Annotated in this window: 20 protein-coding genes; 6 read left to right on the forward strand and 14 right to left on the reverse strand. The window is 71.4% G+C overall.

From position 1 onward, the window contains the following. Positions 1 to 231: 231 nt before the first annotated feature. Positions 232 to 1,101 (reverse strand): LysR family transcriptional regulator, encoded by an 870-nt coding sequence (locus tag ACZ6TB_RS26985; protein ID WP_465558259.1) that lies wholly within the window; start codon positions 1,099 to 1,101, stop codon positions 232 to 234. 72 nt (positions 1,102 to 1,173) lie between these two features. Between ACZ6TB_RS26985 and ACZ6TB_RS26990 the strand changes: the two genes are divergently transcribed. Next, entirely contained in the window at positions 1,174 to 1,911 is a 738-nt protein-coding gene (locus ACZ6TB_RS26990; RefSeq protein WP_465558261.1) for a CTP synthase C-terminal region-related (seleno)protein, read from the forward strand. Between the two features lie 4 nt (positions 1,912 to 1,915). On the opposite strand, the gene ACZ6TB_RS26995 is transcribed toward ACZ6TB_RS26990, so the two are convergent. The 5 genes from ACZ6TB_RS26995 to ACZ6TB_RS27015 all read right to left on the reverse strand — a co-directional run bounded on the left by ACZ6TB_RS26995 (position 1,916) and on the right by ACZ6TB_RS27015 (position 7,362). Continuing rightward, complete coding sequence (locus ACZ6TB_RS26995) at positions 1,916 to 2,359, reverse strand: hypothetical protein (protein ID WP_465558263.1); 444 nt, start codon at positions 2,357 to 2,359, stop codon at positions 1,916 to 1,918. 40 nt (positions 2,360 to 2,399) lie between these two features. Beyond that, positions 2,400 to 3,365, reverse strand: a complete 966-nt coding sequence (locus tag ACZ6TB_RS27000; RefSeq protein WP_465558265.1) for a sialidase family protein — start codon at positions 3,363 to 3,365, stop codon at positions 2,400 to 2,402. A gap of 1 nt (position 3,366) precedes the next feature. Beyond that, complete coding sequence (locus ACZ6TB_RS27005) at positions 3,367 to 4,395, reverse strand: threonine aldolase family protein (RefSeq protein ID WP_465558267.1); 1,029 nt, start codon at positions 4,393 to 4,395, stop codon at positions 3,367 to 3,369. Further along, positions 4,388 to 5,794, reverse strand: a complete 1,407-nt coding sequence (locus ACZ6TB_RS27010; protein ID WP_465558269.1) for a class II 3-deoxy-7-phosphoheptulonate synthase — start codon at positions 5,792 to 5,794, stop codon at positions 4,388 to 4,390. The genes ACZ6TB_RS27005 and ACZ6TB_RS27010 overlap by 8 nt, the downstream gene beginning before the upstream one ends. Before the next feature lie 86 nt (positions 5,795 to 5,880). Continuing rightward, positions 5,881 to 7,362 carry a glycosyl hydrolase family 18 protein gene (locus ACZ6TB_RS27015; RefSeq protein ID WP_465558271.1) on the reverse strand — a complete coding sequence of 494 codons (1,482 nt, stop codon included), beginning with the start codon at positions 7,360 to 7,362 and terminating at the stop codon, positions 5,881 to 5,883. Positions 7,363 to 7,610: 248 nt separating this feature from the next. Between ACZ6TB_RS27015 and ACZ6TB_RS27020 the strand changes: the two genes are divergently transcribed. Continuing rightward, a complete protein-coding gene (locus tag ACZ6TB_RS27020; RefSeq protein ID WP_465558273.1) occupies positions 7,611 to 8,288 on the forward strand; it encodes a DUF429 domain-containing protein in 678 nt (225 codons plus the stop codon). Here ACZ6TB_RS27020 and proC read toward each other — a convergent pair. Together proC and ACZ6TB_RS27030 are read right to left on the reverse strand one after the other, a co-directional pair. Next, on the reverse strand, positions 8,275 to 9,102 hold the full coding sequence (gene proC / locus ACZ6TB_RS27025; protein WP_465558275.1) for a pyrroline-5-carboxylate reductase: 828 nt from the start codon (positions 9,100 to 9,102) through the stop codon (positions 8,275 to 8,277). The two genes, ACZ6TB_RS27020 and proC, sit on opposite strands and share 14 nt — an antisense overlap. Before the next feature lie 64 nt (positions 9,103 to 9,166). Further along, positions 9,167 to 10,195: a 6-phosphofructokinase gene (locus ACZ6TB_RS27030; protein WP_203820816.1), complete on the reverse strand. Its 1,029-nt coding sequence runs from the start codon at positions 10,193 to 10,195 to the stop codon at positions 9,167 to 9,169. Positions 10,196 to 10,444: 249 nt separating this feature from the next. On the opposite strand from ACZ6TB_RS27030, the gene ACZ6TB_RS27035 reads away from it, so the two are divergent. After that, positions 10,445 to 10,675 (forward strand): PLDc N-terminal domain-containing protein, encoded by a 231-nt coding sequence (locus ACZ6TB_RS27035; protein WP_465558277.1) that lies wholly within the window; start codon positions 10,445 to 10,447, stop codon positions 10,673 to 10,675. Here ACZ6TB_RS27035 and ACZ6TB_RS27040 read toward each other — a convergent pair. Both ACZ6TB_RS27040 and ACZ6TB_RS27045 read right to left on the reverse strand, forming a co-directional pair. Beyond that, positions 10,672 to 11,163 carry a polyadenylate-specific 3'-exoribonuclease AS gene (locus ACZ6TB_RS27040; protein ID WP_465558279.1) on the reverse strand — a complete coding sequence of 164 codons (492 nt, stop codon included), beginning with the start codon at positions 11,161 to 11,163 and terminating at the stop codon, positions 10,672 to 10,674. The genes ACZ6TB_RS27035 and ACZ6TB_RS27040 overlap by 4 nt on opposite strands. A 62-nt stretch (positions 11,164 to 11,225) precedes the next feature. After that, on the reverse strand, positions 11,226 to 12,080 hold the full coding sequence (locus ACZ6TB_RS27045) for a phosphotransferase enzyme family protein (protein WP_465558281.1): 855 nt from the start codon (positions 12,078 to 12,080) through the stop codon (positions 11,226 to 11,228). 241 nt (positions 12,081 to 12,321) lie between these two features. On the opposite strand from ACZ6TB_RS27045, the gene ACZ6TB_RS27050 reads away from it, so the two are divergent. Next, positions 12,322 to 13,002 (forward strand): Crp/Fnr family transcriptional regulator, encoded by a 681-nt coding sequence (locus tag ACZ6TB_RS27050; RefSeq protein ID WP_465558620.1) that lies wholly within the window; start codon positions 12,322 to 12,324, stop codon positions 13,000 to 13,002. On the opposite strand, the gene ACZ6TB_RS27055 is transcribed toward ACZ6TB_RS27050, so the two are convergent. Then, on the reverse strand, positions 12,953 to 13,687 hold the full coding sequence (locus tag ACZ6TB_RS27055) for a lysophospholipid acyltransferase family protein (RefSeq protein WP_465558283.1): 735 nt from the start codon (positions 13,685 to 13,687) through the stop codon (positions 12,953 to 12,955). The two genes, ACZ6TB_RS27050 and ACZ6TB_RS27055, sit on opposite strands and share 50 nt — an antisense overlap. Before the next feature lie 174 nt (positions 13,688 to 13,861). Here ACZ6TB_RS27055 and ACZ6TB_RS27060 point away from each other — a divergent pair, with 174 nt between their 5' ends. Continuing rightward, positions 13,862 to 14,659 carry a DUF308 domain-containing protein gene (locus ACZ6TB_RS27060; RefSeq protein WP_465558285.1) on the forward strand — a complete coding sequence of 266 codons (798 nt, stop codon included), beginning with the start codon at positions 13,862 to 13,864 and terminating at the stop codon, positions 14,657 to 14,659. A gap of 65 nt (positions 14,660 to 14,724) precedes the next feature. Beyond that, a complete protein-coding gene (locus ACZ6TB_RS27065; RefSeq protein WP_465558287.1) occupies positions 14,725 to 16,164 on the forward strand; it encodes an alpha,alpha-trehalose-phosphate synthase (UDP-forming) in 1,440 nt (479 codons plus the stop codon). On the opposite strand, the gene ACZ6TB_RS27070 is transcribed toward ACZ6TB_RS27065, so the two are convergent. From ACZ6TB_RS27070 to ACZ6TB_RS27080, 3 genes are all read right to left on the reverse strand, one after another. Beyond that, positions 16,161 to 16,916 (reverse strand): alpha/beta hydrolase, encoded by a 756-nt coding sequence (locus ACZ6TB_RS27070; protein ID WP_465558289.1) that lies wholly within the window; start codon positions 16,914 to 16,916, stop codon positions 16,161 to 16,163. The two genes, ACZ6TB_RS27065 and ACZ6TB_RS27070, sit on opposite strands and share 4 nt — an antisense overlap. After that, a complete protein-coding gene (locus ACZ6TB_RS27075) occupies positions 16,913 to 18,253 on the reverse strand; it encodes a flavin-containing monooxygenase (protein ID WP_465558291.1) in 1,341 nt (446 codons plus the stop codon). Before ACZ6TB_RS27075 ends, ACZ6TB_RS27070 begins: the two co-directional genes overlap by 4 nt. Positions 18,254 to 18,324: 71 nt before the next feature. Next, positions 18,325 to 18,999 (reverse strand): endonuclease/exonuclease/phosphatase family protein, encoded by a 675-nt coding sequence (locus ACZ6TB_RS27080; RefSeq protein WP_465558293.1) that lies wholly within the window; start codon positions 18,997 to 18,999, stop codon positions 18,325 to 18,327.

The following is an 18,999-nucleotide window of genomic DNA, read 5'->3' on the forward strand; positions in this document are numbered from 1 at the left end:
CGCGCCAGCACGGCAAGTGGCACGGTGCGGCCGACCCGCACGTATTGGTAAGCAGAGCAAGGCCACTCACGGCAACACCGCAACACGGCAGCGCGGCGAGTGGCTCGGTGCGCCTCATCGGCGCGTATTTGTAAGCAGAGCAAAGCACTCACGGCAACACGGCAAAGCGGCAGCTCGGCGACTCGGTTGCCACCCGGGGTGCTCACCGACGGGGCCGCCACCCGCAGCGGCTCAGCCGGTGAGCAGCGCCGCCAGGCGTTCGGCCGGCTCCTGCGGAGTGGTGGCCGGCAGCCGCACCAGCTCCACGCGGTGGATCAGGCGCGGCACCCGCACGCCGGCCAACCCATGGTGCGCCGCCACCACCGGCTCGGGGAGCACGGCCAGGCCGTGACCGGCCGCGACGAGGCCGGTCAGCACCGCGACGTCGGCGCCGTCGTAGCGCAGGCCCGCGCGGAGGCCGTCGACCGGGAGCCTCGCGAACGGTGCCACCTCCGGCGCATCGATCCAGTACGCATCCGACAAATCTGATAAGTCGAGGCGGGCCCGGCCGGCCAGCGGGTGGGAACGCGGGATCGCCACCACGGCGGGGCTCTCGGTGACGCCGACCGCGCGCGGGCCGCCGGCGCCCGGCTCCGGCAGCCGCAGGGGGTCGCTGGGAGCGGTGAAGCCGTCGACCAGGCCCAGGTCGATCTCGCCGGTGGCGACGGCCTCGACGATTTTGTCGCGGGCGGCGGCCCGCAGGCTGGTGCGCAGCAGCGCCGACTCGGCGCGGATCGTCGCCAGGCCGGCCGCCACCGGCGCGGCCCAGGCCAGCGGGGTGAGGCCGAGCACGAGCCGGCCCGGCGGCGCCACGGCGCGGGTGACATCGGCGCGGGCGGCTTCCCACCGTACGAGCAGAAGCGCCGCATGCCGCCGCAGCCGCTCCCCCGCCGGAGTCGCCGCCACCGGGCGCCGGGTGAACAGGGGCGTGCCGAGATCGGCCTCCAGGGCCGCGATGTGCTGCGAGACCGCCGACTGGGTGTAGCTCAGGCGCTCGGCCGCCCGGGAGAACGACCCGGTCTCGGCGACCGCCACGAACGTCCGGAGCAGGTGCGGATCCACATCAGTAATGCTAATGCCGAGAGCAAACATCATCGTTGGACCTGATGTCGGTTCGGGCCACAGAATCGGGGCATGATTTCGATTGCCCTGGTGGGAGACCGTTCCCCGGCCGTGCGCGCGCACTCGCGCATCCCGGTGATCCTCGACGCGCTGCGCGAGGAGGAGCAGATCGACCTCGACGCCTACTGGATCCCGACCGAGGAGGCCACCGACCCGGCGGCGCTGGCGAAGTTCGCCGGTCTGTGGCTGCTGCCCGGCAGCCCGTACCGCAGCGAGGCCGGCGCCGTCACCGCCGCCCGCGTGGCCCGCACCTCGGGCATCCCCTTCCTCGGCACCTGCGGCGGTTTCCAGCACGCGATGCTCGAGTTCGCCCGCGACGTCTGCGGCCTGACCACGGCCACCCACGCCGAGAACGGCGACGCCGGCGAGAGCCCGCTGATCGCCGAGCTGTCCTGCTCGCTGGTCGGCCACGAGGGCGCGATCAACCTGACCCCGGGCTCCCGCATCGAGCGCCTGCTCGGCACGACGCGGACGATCGAGCGCTACCACTGCAGCTACGGCATCTCGGCCGCGTACATCGACGTGCTGGCCGCTCACGGCATGCGCTTCACCGGCCACGACGACGACGGCGAGGTGCGCGTGGCCGAGCTCGGCGAGCACCCGTTCTTCCTGGCCACGCTCTTCCAGCCGGAGCTGCACACGGACGGCGTCCACCCGGTGATCCGCGGCTTCGCCCGGGCGGTGACTGTGCACCTGCGGCTGCCCTCCGGGACCGGGGCCGCGGGGCCGGGCCCGGTCACCATCGGCTGAGGCGTCACGCGAGGAAGCCGAGCGCGTCCGCGTAGTACAGCGAACCCTCGAGGTGCAGCGCGATCTCCCGGGGCGTCCAGGCGTCGCCGTCGCGGAGGTCGAGCTGCGCCGGGGTGAGGGCCCGCATCCGCAGCTCGAAGACCTGGGCCAGGCGGGTGAGCCGGCTGCGGGCCTCGTCGAGGTCCTCGGCGGTGAACGGCGCCAGGTCGGCCGGTGTCGTGCTGTAGGACGCGTGCCAGTGGTCGGGGATGGTCGCGACGCCGGCCACCCGGGCCTCGATCTCGGCGAGGTGGTCGACGATGTGGTCGGCCACCCGGCGGATCGCCTTGTGCGGTGTGTAGACGCGGTCGTCCGCCGGGCGCGGCACGCCGTCCCACGAGGTCCACGTCGCGGCCCGGGAAAGGACCTGCGACACCAGCCGGTCGACGACGCCAAAGGGTTCGGTCATGCGGGAAGTAGATCCCGGCGACGCTTCGGCGCCGGCCGAACTAGCGGTAGTCGCGGGCCTCGGTCCGGACCGCGACGACGCTGGCGGCCGGAATGTCGAAACCCAGCGTCAGGAAGCTGCCCGGCGCGAGCTCGACGCTGGACGGGTTGGCCTGGTCCGGGTCGCCCGAGTCGTAGAGCAGCGTGTCCTCGTACCCGTCCCAGGTCTCCAGCGGCCGGCGCACCAGACGACCGACGGTCACCCGCCGTTCGGAGAAACGCTTCGAGCGGTCGCCGTACGTGAGGAGCACCTCCCCCGTGCTCAGAGCGAGCGCGTGATGCGAGGACGCCGCCATGTCGGTCGGCTCCGGCGTGCTCCACGTGCGCCCGCCGTCGGTGGAGCGGCACGACCACGCCCGGTCGAGCGAGGTGCGGATCAGCGCCACGATCTGCCCGTCCAGCACCGTCAGCGTCGGCTCCTGGAAGTGGAACTCGTCGCCGGCCGCCAGCAGCACTTCGGACGACGCCGGCCACGTACGCCCGCCGTCCGTGCTGCGCACCACGACCGCGCGATGCCACCGGTCCCCCGGCCGCCGGTTGTAGACGGGCAGCAGCAGGTCGCCGTCCGGAAGCTCGACCGCGGCGCCGTGCGAGGCCCACCACGGGCTGCCCACCAGCACCGGCTCGGCCCACGTCCGGCCGCCGTCGATGCTGCGCCGCACGTACGTCCCGAGATCGTTGTGCGTGCGCGGCCCGGTCCACTCCAGCACGAAGTAGCTGAGCAGCACCGTCCCGTCGGACAGCCGGGCCAGTTTCGGATCCCGGTCGTCGTGCGGGCCGTCCACCACCACCCGCGGCGTGCCCCAGCTCTGCCCGCCGTCGTCGCTGTCGACGACGGTGATGCGCCCCTCGTGGCTGATGTGGCCGGCGCCCTCCCGGTAGGCCGCGAGAAGCCGATCGGCGTCGACGGCGACCACGTCCGGGAAATGCGGTAGGAGCCCGGCCTCGGCGTGTGCGACGACGATCATGTCACGACCTTTCGGCGAGGATCCCCGTCAGAGCCGTGATCGCCTGATCGAGGGCGTTGTCGTCGATGTCCAGGTGAAGCACGATACGCGCGAGCTGCGGCAGCATCGCGGCGATGTGCACGTCGCGCTCGGCCGCGGCGGCGACGAAGGAAGGCGCGTCCCACGAGGTCTCGGTGAGGTCGACCAGCACCAGGTTGGTGCGGACCTGGGCGGGGTCGACGACGCCGAACTTCGCCAGCGCGACGGCCACCTTCTGGGCCCGGGCGTGGTCGTCGGCCAGCCGGTCGAGATTGTTGGTCAGCGCGTAGTCGCCGGCCGCCGCCAGGATGCCGGCCTGGCGCATGCCGCCGCCCAGCCGCTTGCGGATCACGCGGGCCCGGGCGATGCGCTCGGCGCTGCCGATGACCAGCGAGCCGACCGGCGCGCCGAGGCCCTTGGAGAGGCAGACCGACATCGTGTCGAAGAGGACGCCGTACTCGTGCAGCGGCACCCCGTCGGCGACGTGCGCGTGCCAGATGCGGGCGCCGTCGCAGTGCAGCGCCACCCCGGCCCGGCCGGTGACCTCGCGCATCGCCTTCAGCGTGTCGAGCGGGATCACGCTGCCGCCGCCCAGGTTGTGGGTCTGCTCGACGGCGACCGCCTTGGTCGGCACCGTGTAGCCGCCGGGGGTGCGGAACATGCCGGCGATCTCGTCCGGGTCGAGCCGGGCGCCGACCGACGGCCAGGTACGCGACGAGATGCCCCCGATCACGGCGGCGGCGCCCATCTCGTACACCAGGACGTGCGCGTCGCCGCCGGCCAGCAGCTCGCCGCCGGGCGGCACCACGAGCTGGAGCGCGATCTGGTTGGCCATCGTGCCGGAGGGCGCGAAGAGCGCCGCCTCGTGGCCGAACATCGCGGCGACCCGGGCCTCGAGCGCGTTCACCGTCGGGTCGTCACCGAAGACGTCATCGCCCACGAGCGCGGTGGCCATCGCCTGCCGCATGGCCGCGGACGGGCGGGTGACGGTGTCCGAACGCAGATCAACCACGAAGCATCTCCGCAACCAGGAAGGCGAGCTCGAGGCTCTGCTGGGTGTTCAGCCGGGGGTCGCACGCCGTCTCGTACCGGTCGGGCAGGTCGAGGTCCTCGATGCCCTGCGCGCCGCCCAGGCACTCGGTGACGTCCTCGCCGGTGAGCTCGATGTGGATGCCGCCCGGGTGGGTGCCGAGGCCGCGGTGCACCTCGAAGTAGCCCAGCACCTCGTCGACGATGCGATCGAAGTGCCGGGTCTTGTAGCCGTTGGACGACTCGTGCGTGTTGCCGTGCATCGGGTCGCACTGCCAGACGACCTTGGCGCCGGCCGCGGTCACCTTCTCCACGATCGGGGGCAGCGCGTCGCGTACCTTCCCGTTGCCCATCCGGCTGATCAGCGTGAGCCGGCCCGGGATGTTGGCCGGGTTGAGCTTCTCGCACAGCTCGATCGCCGTCTCGGGCGAGGTGCCGGGACCGAGCTTCACGCCGATCGGGTTGGCGATGCGGGAGATGAAGTCGATGTGCGCGTGGTCGAGCTGCCGGGTGCGCTCGCCGACCCAGAGGAAATGCCCGCTCAGCCCGTACGCGCGGCCGTCCGAGACCCGGGTGAGGGCCCGGTCGTACTCGAGCGCCAGCGCCTCGTGCGAGCAGTACAGGCTGACCGTGCGCAGCGCGTCGTTGTCGGTCATGCCGCAGGCGCGGATGAAGTCGAGCGCCCGGTCGATCTCGCGGGCGATCGCCTCGTAGCGCTCGCCGGCCGGTGACGCCCGGACGAAGTCCTTGTTCCAGTCGTGCAGACCGTGCAGGTCGGCGAGGCCACCGGCGAGGTAGGCGCGCAGCATGTTCATCGCGGCGGCGGAGTTCGCGTACGCCCGGATCATGCGCTGCGGGTCGGCGACCCGCGCCGCCTCGGTGGGCTCGAGCGAGTTGATCAGATCGCCGCGGTAGGCCGGCAGGCCCAGCGAGTCGTTCGGCGCCGAGCGGGGCTTGGTGTACTGCCCGGCCACGCGGGCCACCTTCACCACCGGCATCGAGGCGCCGTACGTGAGCACGACCGCCATCTGCAGCAGCGTGCGCGCGTTGGCGAGCAGGTGGCTCTCGGTGTTGTGGTCGAACGTCTCGGCGCAGTCGCCGCCCTGCAGCAGGAACGCGCGGCCCTCGCACACCTCGGCCAGCTTGACCCGCAACTGGTCGACCTCGTAGGGCGCGACGATCGAGGGAACGTTGTCGAGGACCTTGCAGACCGACGCGACCTCGTCCATGTCCGCCCAGGGCGGCATCTGCACCCGCGGGAGGTCACGCCAGCGGTCGAGGCCGAGCGCCTCGTCCTCGGCGGAGTCGGTGGACGGGCGGGACGTCTGGAAGGCCGGGTTGCCGACCCCCGGGTAGCTCAACTGGTGCCACTCACGGCGCATGGGGAAAGCCTACGAAAGCGGGGCACCCGGCTCGCGCCCGGTGCCCCGCTTCTCACCTGAGGAGATGAGTTGTTGCTGCGTACGGTCTAGAGGTTGTTCTTGATCGCGGTGATCAGCTCACCGTTGCTGGTGTCGCCGGAGAACTCCCAGAAGAAGGCGCCGCCGAGACCCTGCTGCTTGACGTAGGACATCTTGCCCGCGATCGTCGCCGGGGTGTCGTAGCCCCACCAGTTGCTGCCGCACTTGGCGTAGGCGGTGCCACCCGCGGTGCCGGTCGACGGGCAGCTGTTCTTGAGGACCTTGTAGTCCTCGATGCCCGCCTCGTAGGTGCCGGGCGCCGCTCCGGTGGCCGTGCCGCCGGGCGTGGCCTGGGTGACGCCGGTCCAGCCGCGACCGTAGAAGCCGATGCCGAGCAGCATCTTGTTCGACGGGACGCCCTTGCTCTTGAGCTTCTGGATCGCCGCGTCCGACCAGAAGCCGTTGGTCGGGATCCCCGCGTACGAGGTGAGCGGCGAGTGCGGAGCGGTCGGGCCCTGCGGGCTGAACGCGCCGTAGTAGTCGTACGTCATCGGGAAGACCAGGTTGAGCTTCTGGATGCCGGTGGCGTAGTCGGCCGCGTCGAGCTTGCCGCCGTTCGAGCCGTCCGCCGAGATCGCCGAGGTGATCAGGAAGGACGAGCCGAACTTCGTGCGCAGAGCGGAGATCACGTTGTTGTACGAGGCCGGGCCGCTGGCGTCGCAGGACAGCCCGCAGGCGTTCGGGTACTCCCAGTCGATGTCGATGCCGTCGAAGACGTCCGACCAGCGGGAGTCCTTGACCAGGTTGTAGCAGGAGTTCGCGAACGCGGTCGGGTTCGCCGCCGCCTGGGTGAAGCCGCCGGACCAGGTCCAGCCGCCGAACGACCAGATCACCTTGATGTTCGGGTACTGCTTCTTCAGCTTGCGCAGCTGGTTGAACGAGCCGCGCAGCGCGCCCGCGTCCCAGGTGTCGGCGACGCCGTCCACGCTGGTGGCGGTGGTGTAGGCCTGGTCGTAGTCGGCGTACGAGTCACCGATCGAGCACTGGCCGCCGGTGGTGTTGCCGAACGCGTACAGGATGTGCGTGAGCTTGGCCGCGGAGCCGGACGTGACCAGGTTCTTCACGAAGTACTGGCGGGCGTAGACACCCCACTCGGCGAAGTAGCCGACGACGTTCTTGCCGCTGGGACCGGACGTCGGCGACGTGGTGGGCGGAGTCGTCGGCGGCGTGGTGGGCGCGGTCGTGGGGGTGGTGGTCGGGGCCGTGGTGGGGGGAGTCGTCGGGGGGGTGGTCGTGCCGCCACACGCGCCGTTGTCGATCCAGACGTCCCACTGTCCGCTGTGCGTGGCCGGCGACTCGTTCTGAGTCCACCACTTGGCGGCGTAGTTGTGGCCGTTCTGGGAGGCGGTGTTGTCCTTGACGTACACGGCGGTCGAGGACCAGGCGGGGGCACAGGCCACCGCGGCTGATGCCTGGAGCGTCGGGACCATCGCGGTGGAGGCCACCACGAACGCCCCGGCCCAGAGTGCGCGGCGGAGGGATTTCTGCACTTCGTCTCCTCGTGAACAGTTAGGAAAGTTTCCAAAAAGTTCGTAGAAGAGACCGTAGTCACACCCATTCACAATCGTCAAGATGCATGACCTTGATTAAGCATGGTCTTAACTTCTCGGCGGCCATCGGTACGGGGTGCACATGATTGGCCACTGCGCGTAGTCTGCCGTCATGACCATCTTCGACGGCGACATCGATATGGCCTCGCACTGCGGCATGACACCGCGGCTGCCCCGCTGAGCGGCCGATGACCATCCACGTGATCGGCGTCGACGCGTACGCCCTGGGTTGGGTGGGTGTCGAGTTGCGCGACGGGGTCTTCGGCCGCGCCGTGCTCGCCGCCTCGCTCTACGAGATCGTCACCAGCAGCTCGGGCGCCGCGGTGATCGGCGTCGACATCCCCCTCGGCATGCTCCCCGACCGCTGGCGGGCCGCCGACACGCTCGCCGCCGACCAGCTGGGCCCGCGGCGCGGCAGCGTCTTCCGGGTGCCGCCGCGGGTGGTCTGGCAGGAGGCCGACTTCGCCGCCGCCAACCGGCTGTGCCGGGAGCTGACCGGCGCCGGCCTGAGCCGCCAGTCGTGGGCGCTGCGCCCCAAGCTGCTGGAGGCGAACGCGATCTGGGAGCGGCACCCGGGCCTGCTGTTCGAGGCGCACCCGGAGGTCTCGTTCCGCACGATGGCGGGCGAGCCGCTCCAGCACGCCAAGAAGACGTGGTCGGGCCAGATGCGCCGGCGGGAGCTGCTGGCCCGCAACGGCATCGTGCTGCCCGATCAGATCGGCCCGGCCGGGCAGGCGCCGCCGGACGACCTGCTGGACGCGGCCGCCGTCGCCTGGTCGGCGCACCGCGTCGCCACCGGCTCGGCGTCGAGCCATCCGTCGCCCCCCGAGGAGAACAACGGCTCGAAGATCGCTATTTGGTACTAGAGGCGGCCATCTGCGTGGCGATCTCGGCGGCCCGCTTGCGCGCGGCGTCGAGAGCATCGAGCAGGGCGGCCCGTACGCCGTGGTTCTCCAGTTCCCGGATGGCGGCGGCGGTCGTGCCCGCCGGCGAGGTCACCGCCTCGCGCAGCTTGACCGGGTGCTCGCCGGAGTCACGCAGCATCGTGGCCGAGCCGACCGCGGTCTGCACGGCCAGCTCGTGCGCCACCTGGCGGGGCAGGCCGAGCAGGATGCCGGCGTCGATCATCGACTCGACCAGCAGGTAGAAGTAGGCCGGGCCGGAGCCGGAGAGCGCGGTCACCGCGTCCTGCTGCGACTCGGGCACGCGCAGGGTGCGGCCCAGCGGCCGGAAGATCTCCTCGGTCAGCGCGAGGTGCTCCTCGGTCGCGTACGGCCCCGGGGAGATCGCCGTCATCGCCTGGTCGACCAGCGCCGGGGTGTTGGTCATGACCCGCACGACCGGGATGCCGCCCGGGAGGCGCTCGGAGAAGAAGCTCGCGGTGAGCCCCGCGCAGAGCGAGATGACCAGCGTGTCCGGCGGCACCTTCATGCCGAAGTCGTCGAGCACCTTGGCCGCGTCCTGCGGCTTCACCGCGATCAGCACGACGTCGGCCTGGGTGAACGCGGTCAGGTTGAGCACCGGGCGGATGCCGTGGCGCTCGGCCAGCTCGGCCGCCCGCTCGGGGCGCCGGGTGGTGGCCAGCACCTGGGTGGTGGGCCAGCCGGAGCGGAGCAGTCCGGAGAGGACGAGCTCGCCGAGCTTGCCCGCTCCGATCACGGCGACACTTTGCTTGGTCATTTCGCCCTCTCACGAGAAAGAGGGAGCGACCCCGCGGTCGCCCCCTCGTTCCGAAAAACGCGGTTCAGCTGCCGAAGAAGACCTCGGCCTCTTCGTAGCGGGAGAGCGGGACGGTCTTGAGCTCGCCGGTGCCCTCGATCAGTGGCACGCGGACGATGTCGGTGCCCCGCAGCGCCATCATCTTACCGAAGTCGCCCTCGTGGACGGCGTCAATCGCCTGGAGGCCGAAGCGGGTCGCGAGCACCCGGTCGAACGCGGTCGGGGTGCCGCCGCGCTGGATGTGACCGAGGACGACCGTGCGGGCCTCCTTGCCGGTCTTCTCCTCGAGCTGCTCGGCGAGCCACTGGCCGATGCCGCCGAGGCGGACGTGGCCGAACGAGTCGAGCTCCTGGTTGTGCAGCACCATCTGGCCCTCGAGCGGCTGCGCGCCCTCGGCGACCACGACGATCGGCGCGTACTCGACCTGGAAGCGCTTGGTCACGTAGGTGGCGACCTGCTCCACGTCGAAGTTGCGCTCCGGCAGCAGGATCACGTTGGCGCCACCAGCCAGGCCGGCGTGCAGCGCGATCCAGCCCGCGTGCCGGCCCATGACCTCGACGACCAGCGTGCGGTGGTGCGACTCGGCCGTGGTGTGCAGCCGGTCGATCGCCTCCATGGCGATGTTGACCGCGGTGTCGAAGCCGAACGTGTAGTCGGTCGCGTTGAGGTCGTTGTCGATCGTCTTCGGCACGCCGACCACGTTGACGCCGAGGTCGTTGAGCTTGGTGGCGACGCCGAGCGTGTCCTCGCCGCCGATGGCGACCAGCGCGTCGACGCCCTGCTCGGCCAGGTTGGCCTTGATCCGGTCGACGCCACCGTCGATCTTGAACGGGTTGGTGCGCGAGGAGCCCAGGATGGTGCCGCCGCGGGGCAGAATGCCGCGGACCTCCGCGATGCCGAGCGGCTTCGTCAGGCCCTCGAGCGGGCCCTTCCAGCCGTCGCGGAATCCGACGAACTCGTGACCGTACGCGGCGACGCCCTTGCGGACCACCGCCCGGATCACCGCGTTGAGACCGGGGCAGTCGCCGCCGCCGGTGAGCACGCCGATACGCATGTTTTGCTCGTCCTCCCAGATCGGGTTGCGAGAAGTCAAAAAGCCCGTCGAGCCCCGGGAGCGCGCTTCTGGAACGGGCTCAGTCTCGGCAGCGTTGCCGGCCCGGGGCGGGCCGCAACCCGAACTTTATCTGCCCCTCGCCGGACCGCTCGCCCCGGCCCTGGCTTCCCAGCCTAGACACGCCGCCACCGCCGCGGGTGCAGACTGACACCATCCGAGCACTCGGGAGCGCGAGATCGGGAGCGTGAGATGAGCGAGAAGCCGGGTCCGCGCGAGCGGTGGGCCGCCATGTCCAGGTCGCAGCGCGTGGAGACGCTCGCGCTGGGCGCCGTCGAGGTCGTCGCGACGGCGGTGGCCGTGGCCGATCTGGCGCGCCGGCCGCGCGAGCTGGTCCGCGGGCCGAAGGCGCTGTGGTGGCCGGCACTGTCCGTCCAGCCGTTCGGCCCGTTCGCCTATCTCCTGTTCGGCCGCAAGCGCTAGGGCTTCATCACGTTCCAGCGGGCCAGGTTGTGCCGGGCGTCGACGAGGGCGTCGTGCCGGCCGGCCATGGTCGGCAGGTGCGGGCGGCCCCGGTCGTCCCAGAGCTGGCGCAGGTCCTTGGTGAAGCGGGGTATCTCGCGCGGCAGGGCCGGCATCGCGCCCCACAGCTGGGCGAGCGCCACGTGGTCGTAGGCGGCGAACCACGCCCACAGCTCCATCTGCTCGTCGCGCCCGCGGAGCGGCTCCATGAGGAACTCGTGGAGGTCCTCGCGGATGCGCTCGCGGGAGCGCCAGGACTTGTCGGAGGGGGACGGGAGCTTGTCGAGGACGTTGCGGCGCACCCAAGGAATGGCCTTGGTGTCGTCGAACTCGGTGCTCACGGCGTAGAACTCGCGGCCGAACTCGTCGACGACGCCGATCGACACCAGGTCGATCACGAGGCCGTCCTCGATGAACTCACAGTCGTAGAAATAGCGGTAGACCCCCATCCGACCTCCCCACCGCCGCCCACAGACGGACCGAAGACTTTCCGGATCATCTTGACTGACGGCTACCCGCCGGTCGCCTCCAGGGCCTGTTTCGCGCGGCGGAGCGTCTTTTTGTCACCCCGGCGGGCGGCCCGATCGGCGCGTACGGCCCAGCGCAGCCGCGACAGCACCGGGAGCGCGGCCTCGAGCTCGTCGCGCCGCACCGGCCCGGCCGCGAGGTAGCCGTCGATCAGCTCGCCGGCCTTCGCGACCCCGCCCGCGTACCCGATCGCCGCCGCCACGTCGTAGACCAGCGGCCCCATCCCGCCGGCGCCGCAGTCGAGCAGGCCGGCCCGCCCGGTGCTGGCGTCGACCACGAAACTGGCCGGTGACGGATCGCCGTGCAGCATCCCGTACGTCAGCCGGTCGGTGACGGTGAGCCGGACGGCCGCGCTCACCGCGTCGGCGACGGCGCCGCGCAACCAGGTCTCGGCCGAGAGATGCGGCGCGTTGTGGTCCAGCACCTGCCACGGGCGCAGGCCGGGATGATGAAAACCTTGCAGAGCGCGATGTACGGCGCCCAGCCGGTCACCCCACCACTGCTGGTCGACCGGGTCACGTCCGTCGAGCGGCCGCCCGGGCACGCGCCGCAGCAGGGCCAGCGCCCCGTCCGGGGTCTGCGCGGTCAGCCCGCCGGCGAGGGTGCGCACCGGCTCCCCGGCCGCGATGTCCCGGATCCGCAGGTGCTCGGCGGCGACCAGGCCGGCCTCGACCGGCTGCCGGGCGGCCGGCTCGACGAAGCGGCACACGTACCTCTCCGGGCCCGCGGTGATCTCCCAGCCGCGCGAGACCACCTCGCACGGCAGCGCTTTGATCTCGGTCGGCACGAGATGCCACTGGTCCCGCAGGGTCGATAGAACGAGGTCGTCATCCGGCACCGCGGGATTATCTCGGCAGATGCCGAAAATGCGACGGACAGGCAGGGTGACAATCACGCTTGGCTATCGAGAGGTTTACAGATAGCGACGCGCAGGACATGATCGTAGGCACGCTCGCGCAGAAATGGCGCGGGAGGGCAGCTTCGTGCTATTAGTGATCGTTCGCGTCGAGGGGCCGGCGCCGGCCGGGTTCGTCGACGCGGTCCCCACCTGGGGGAGGGATAGCGCCGTGGACCATCGCATGCCGGACTCCGGCGACGCGCTGACCGGCGTGGAGATGTTCGCCGGCCTGGAGCCGGACGTTCGGCAGCGGGTCATCGCCACCGCGGTTCCACGCACGTATCGCAAGGGTCAGATCATCTTCGTCGAGCACGACCCCGGCGAATCGCTGATCATCCTGAAACGTGGCGCCGTCGCCATCTTCCGCACCGCGCCCACCGGCGAGCGCGCGGTGCTCACCGTCGTCCGCCCGCCGGACGTGCTGGGCGAGGTGTCCCTTCTGGACGCCGCGACCCGCAGCGCGTCGGCCGAGGCGATCGAGGACTGTCAGGCGCTCACGCTGTCCCGCGCCGCATTCATCGACCTGGTTCACTCGAACCCGCGCATCCTCGACGCCGTGATGCGGTCGGTGGGCGCGCTCATCCGCCGGCTCACCGAGCAGAACACCGACCACGTCTTCCTCGACCTGCCCGGGCGGGTGGCCAAGACGCTGGTCCGGCTGGCGGGCGAGAGCCAGGCGCCGATGATCACGATCGAGCTGAACCAGAGCCAGCTCGCCGAGATGGCCGGCGGCTCGCGGCAGAGCGTGAATCAGGCGATCGGCTCGTTCGCCAGCCGCGGCTGGCTGCGCACCGAGGGCCGGCGGATAGTCGTCACGGACCTTCAGGCGCTGCGGCGTCGTGCGGGGATGGCTGTCGGGTGACGGCGGGCGACTCGATCGAGGTCTTGAGCTTGCTGGCGTAGACGTCCACGTACGGGCGGCCGGACATGGTCATCAGCTCGTACATGATCTCGTCGGTGATCGCCCGCTCCACGAAGCGGTCGCCGCGGGAGCCGTCGTAGCGCGAGAAGTCGAGCGGCTGACCGAACCGCATCCGCACGCGCTTAACCTTCGGGATCATCGTGCCGGTCGGCTGGATCTCGTCGGTGTTCAGCAGGGCGACGGGCACGACCACGGCGCCGCTCTCCAGAGCCAGGCGGGCGACCCCGGTCTTGCCCCGGTAGAGCCGGCCGTCGGGCGAGCGGGTCCCCTCCGGATAAATGCCCGCGACGCCACCCTCGCGCAGCACTCTCAGCAGGGTGTCCAGCGCTGCCTGGGCCGCCTGCCCGCCCGAACGGTCGACCGGGATCGTCCCGGTCGAGAGGAAGAACTGCCGCATCAGCCGCCCTTTGATCCCCTTGCCGGTGAAGTACTCCGCTTTCGCGACGAACGTCACCCTGCGATCCACCATCAGGGGTGTGAAGATCGAGTCGGAGAAGGACAGGTGGTTGCAGGCCAGGATCACGGGGCCGGACGCGGGCACGTTCTCCAGGCCGCGCACGTCGGGGCGGAAGATCACCCGCAGCACGGGGCCGAGGACCACGTACTTCAAGATCCAATAGAACACGAGTGTCCCTTCTTGGACATCCGGCGTAGAGGGAAGCGTAATGGTCTTCCGCCCTTTCGAGGGTGGTGGGCGGGGCGGTTGGATGGGAAGCGGGACGGCGCGCCACAACGCACTCCCGCAACCGGTGCATGGCGTGTCACCATTCAAGGCACGGTCGGCGAGGGAGTGTGCAGGGTGACAGCGGGTGGCGCCCGCCGCGGGCGGCGGGACAACGGGCTCGACGCGGCCGACTTCGCGGTGGCCGGCGACGTCGATCCGCGCGTCGGCGAGCACCTGCTCGACGTGCTCCAGGCGGTGGGCATCGCGGCATATCTGCAGCCCACGGCCGATCTCAACCCGATCCTGCGGGCCACGACGCTGCCGTCGCGCCCGACCGACCGGCTCTACGTCGACCGGACGTACCTCGAGGACGCCCGCGCCCATCTGCTCAAGGAGACCGGCGGCCAGCTGCCGACGCCGCCGCCCGCCGACCCCACCCGCGAGCCCGACATCGAGGCCGAGTGGGCCAAGATCGTGGCCGGCTTCCACACTTCGGTCGATCCGACGGCCGCGCCCTGGCCCGCCGCCGAGGGGTTGCCGGCCGTCTCCGAGCCGCCGCCGATCGCGCCGCCGTCCACCGAGCCGGTCCAGCACAACCGGCGCCGCTCCGACGTACCGGCCGAGCCGTCCTTGATCGATGGGCTCGACACCTTCGGCACCGACCTCGACGACGAGGACGACGAGGACGACGAGCGGTACATCCCGCCACCGCCCCCGCCGCTCCCGCGCATCTCGAAGTACGCGGTGATGGGCCTGCTCGGCGTCGTGCTCGGTTTCGTGCTGTTCCTCTTCCCCGACCTGCTGCCGATCGCCCGCGACTACGTGACGCTGCTCGGCTTCGCGGCGATCGTCTCGGGCGCGGTCATGCTGGTCTGGCGGCTGCGTTCGGGCGACGACGACGAGGACGATTTCGACGACGGCGCGGTCGTTTAGGGCGGGTCCTGTCGAATTGACCACTGTCGGTATAACCTCCGGTGGTGTTCCGGTAGCCTTCGGTGATGCGCCAGAGCTCGTTGGTCGTGGTCGCCAATCGTCTCCCGCTCGACGACAACGCCGCACCCGATGGCGCCTGCGAGTGGCGGCGTAGCCCCGGCGGGCTGGCCGGCGCGCTGCACGCGATCCTCGAGGGGACCCCGGCGACGTGGGTCGGCTGGGGCGGCGGGGTCGGCCCGGCCCGGCCGCTGCCCGACATCGGCACGCTGCGGCTGCGCCCGATGTCGCTCACCGAGGACGAGCTGCGCGGCTACTACGAGGGCTTCGCCAACTCCACGCTCTGGCCGCTCTATCACGACGCCGTCGAGCAACCGGTCTTCGATCGGGGCTGGTGGGAGACGTACCGGTCGGTGAATCGCCGGTTCGCCCAGGCCGCCGCCGAGGTGGCCGAGCCCGGCGCCGCCGTCTGGATCCAGGACTACCACCTCCAGCTGGTGCCGCAACTGCTGCGCGAGCTGCGCCCCGACCTGCTGATCGGCTTCTTCATGCACGTGCCGTTCCCGCCGCCCGAGCTGTTCATGCAGCTCCCCCGCCGGGTCGACCTGCTGCGCGGGATGCTCGGCGCCGACCTGGTCGGCTTCCAGCGCGATCAGGCCGCGCACAACTTCGCCCAGCTCGCGGCCAAGCTGGTGAACGCGCGGGGCGCCGACGAGGCGATCCTGCTCGACGGCCGGGTGGTGCGCACGGGCGCGTTCCCGGTCTCCATCGACGTCTCCGAGATGCAGTCGCTGTCCGCCCGGCCGTACGTGGTGAACCAGGCCCGTCAGCTCCGGCACGACCTCGGCCGGCACAAGAAGGTGCTGGTCAGCGTCGATCGGCTGGACTACACCAAGGGCATCGAGCACCGTCTCACCGCGTACAGCGAGCTGCTTCGCGACGGGCGGGTGAAGGTGCGCGACACGGTGATGGTGCAGGTGGCGGTGCCGAGCCGGGAGCGGGTGGAGAACTACCGCGGGCTGCGCGACCGGATCGAGCGCGAGGTGGGGCGGATCAACGGCGAGTACGGGCGGGTGGGCGAACCGGCGATCCACTACCTGAACCAGCCGTTCGACCGCGCCGACCTGGCCGCGCTCTACCAGACCGCCGACGTGATGGTGGTGACCCCGCTGCGGGACGGGATGAACCTGGTGGCCAAGGAGTTCGTGGCGGCCCGCGCCCGCGACACCGGCGCGCTCGTGCTCAGCGAGTTCGCCGGGGCGGCGGCCGAGCTCGAGGACGCGTTCCAGGTCAACCCGCACGACCTCGACGACCTCAAGGAGACGCTGCTGCGGGCGATGGACGCCGACCCGGCCGACCTGGCCCGCCGGATGGCCGCGATGCGCGCGCACATCACCGAGAACGACATCCACGCCTGGGCGCGCGCCTATCTGACGTCGCTCGACCTGACCGGCAGCCTGGCCCAGCGTCTCCCCCGCCGCCGCTCCCCCGCCGCCGCCGGGATCTAGCTCAGCTCCTTGCCGAGCCAGTCGAGGATCGCGTCGATCGGCTCGGCCCAGCCGGCGTCCAGCATCAGGTCGTGGCCCATGCCCGGGAAGAGCAGGGGCGCGCCGCCGTAGTGGCTCGCGGTCTTGTCCAGCGCCTTGCGGGACACGACCCGGTCGTCCGGCGACCCCACGACCAGGACCGGGGGCTCGCCGATCGGGCGGGGCAGGGCGCCGCCTTCGATCTTCACTTTGGACATTTTCGACAAATACGACTCGGCCGCCTCGGGCGGCAGGGCGGCGAACAGTTGGCGGCGGTTCCATCGCAGGCGGCCGCCGAAGATCGCGGGCAGGGCGCCGATCGGGTTGGCCTTCAACGCCGCGCCGATCGTCGCCCATTTCGACATTTCGGGCGTCGCCAGGACGGCGGCCCGGGCCGGGTAACGGCCCAGCGCGCGAGCCACCGCGAGGGCGCCCGCACCGTGCCCGATCAGCACGGCCTGCCTCGGCAGCGACGCCGCCACCTGCACCACGTCGTGCGCCTGGGCGCGCAGGTCGCCGCCCGCGCGCGGGGTCAGCGCGTGCGCCGGGAAGCCCCGGGCCGCGGCGTGTGCCAGCCAGTGCTCGGCGAACGCCCAGGCGCCGTGGCCGGGACCGGGCACGAACAGCAGCGGTGGCTGCTCGTCCTCGCCCTCGACCAGGCGGGACACGACCTCGCGCTCGACCGGCGGCACCGGCGACGTCCAGTCCGCGAAACGCAGCAGCTCGTCGCTCATCGGGCCGGTTCCATCTCGCGGAGCAGGCCGGCGAGGGCCTTGAGGTAGTCGATGTGGTCGACCTCGAACCAGTGCCGGCGGGTCGGCACCACCTGGCGGCGCGACCAGCTGCGCAGGGGCCGGGTGGACTCCTTCTGCTGGACGGCGGCGGCGCGTACCGGATCGTCCCGGCGCAGGCGCAGCCAGCGCGCCACCGCGACGCTCTGCCAGTGCGCGAGCGGAAGCAGGCCGGCGTCCGGCTGGAGCAGGCCGATCACGGCGAGCGTCGGGTGCTTGCGGGCGAACGCGTGCAGGTGCAGGTCGGGGCGGCCGTCCTCGGTGTCGAGCAGCTCGGGCGCGAGGAACTCGAAGCGCGGCAGGTAGCCGGTCGCGGTGATCACCAGCTCCGGGTCGATGCGCCGGCCGTCGGCCAGCTCCACCTTGCCGTCGGCGAAGCGGGTCACGTCCGGCACCGGGCGGATCCGGCCGTGCCCGAGGTAGTACGGCAGCTGGCTGTTGACGATCGGATGGCTCTCGTACGGCCGGTGGTCCGGCGCCGGCAGCCCGAAGCGCGTGAGGTCACCGGTCGTCATGGCGACCGTGCGGCGGTAGAGCCACTGCCGCAGGCGCAGCGGCAGCCGCCAGCGCAGCATCCGGTCGTTGACCTGGTCGGCGGGGTGGCCGAGCACGTACTTCGGGGCGTACCAGTAGCCGCGCCGGGTCGAGTGCCAGACCGTGGTCGCCTGCTGGGCCGCCTCGACGGCGATGTCGCAGCCGGTGTTGCCGCCACCGATCACCAGCACCCGGCGGCCGCGCAACTGGGCCGCGTCCTTGTACTGCGCCGAGTGGATGACCTGGCCCTTGAAGTCGCCGGGGATCTCGGGCCGGGCCGGGGACCAGTTGTGGCCGTTCGCGACGATCAAAGCGGCATAGCGTTGCGTACGCGTGGAGCCGCCGCCGGTCGAGCGGGTGGTGACGTCCCAGTGGCCGTCCGCCACCGGCTCGGCGGCCACGACCTCGGTCCCGTACCAGATGTGGTCGCCCAGCCCGAAGTGCTTGGCGTAACGCTCCAGATAGGACAGCACCTGGCTGTGGTGCGGGTAGTCCGGCCAGCCGTCCGGCATCGGGAAGTCGGGGAACTCGGTCAGCGGCCGGGACGAGATCAGGTGGGTGCCCGCGTAGACCGGACTGCGGTCGTGCCGCCAGTTCCAGGCGCCGCCGACCGACGTCTCCCGCTCGTAGCAGTCGACGGCGAACCCGTGCTCACGCAGGTTCTTGATCGCGGCAAGCCCGCTGGCGCCGGCGCCGATGACGCACACCGCGTCCCGACGGTCGGCGATGTCCGGAGTGTCGTGCACGCGGCGATACTGCCAGAAGGCGGGCTTATGAGGAAGCCATCCGACCGCCCCGCCCGCCGCCCCTGACCGGACTAAAGGCTGAGCCGGAGGTCCGCTACGACCGGAAGATGATCACTCGCCCGGCGGGCCAGGTCGCTGCCCACCACCTCGTACTTCTCGATGGTGATGTCGGGCGTCACGAACAGTCCGTCGATGAGCCGGGCGGGCAGCGTGGCCGGGAACGTGAAGCTCCCGGCCGACGAGGAGAGCAGGCCGTCCTCGAGCGTGCGCCAGGCGCCGCCGCCGGGGCCCTCGTTCAGGTCGGCGGCCGCGATCACCGGGCCCTCGATCGCGTCGAGGGCCTCCTTCCAGAGCGCGGCCTGGTCCGGCCGCTCGGCCGGGTCGGTGGCCAGGTGCGAGCCCGAGACGGTGAAGGCGCCGCCGCGCACCGAGCCGCGCACGAAGACGGCGCCGCGCAGGTGCCGGCCCGGGGTCAGCGGGTAGCGCATGCACCACGTCTCGTGCACCCGGATCCGCAGGCTCACCAGCACGAGGTTGCCGAGGGCGGGCAGGCCGCCGGCGGCCACCACCATCCCGGCGTCGTCGGCGAGCGCCGCGCACTTGTGCCGCCAGCGGAACCGGCGTGGCGCCTCCTGCACGACCAGCACGTCCGGCTCCGCCTCGCGGATCAGGTCGATCAGGGCCGCCCGGTCGTCCTTGAGACCGTGGACGTTGTAGCTCATCACCCGCAGCGGGACCCCGGACAC

It is taken from the genome of Actinoplanes sp. NPDC051537 (assembly GCF_055586105.1).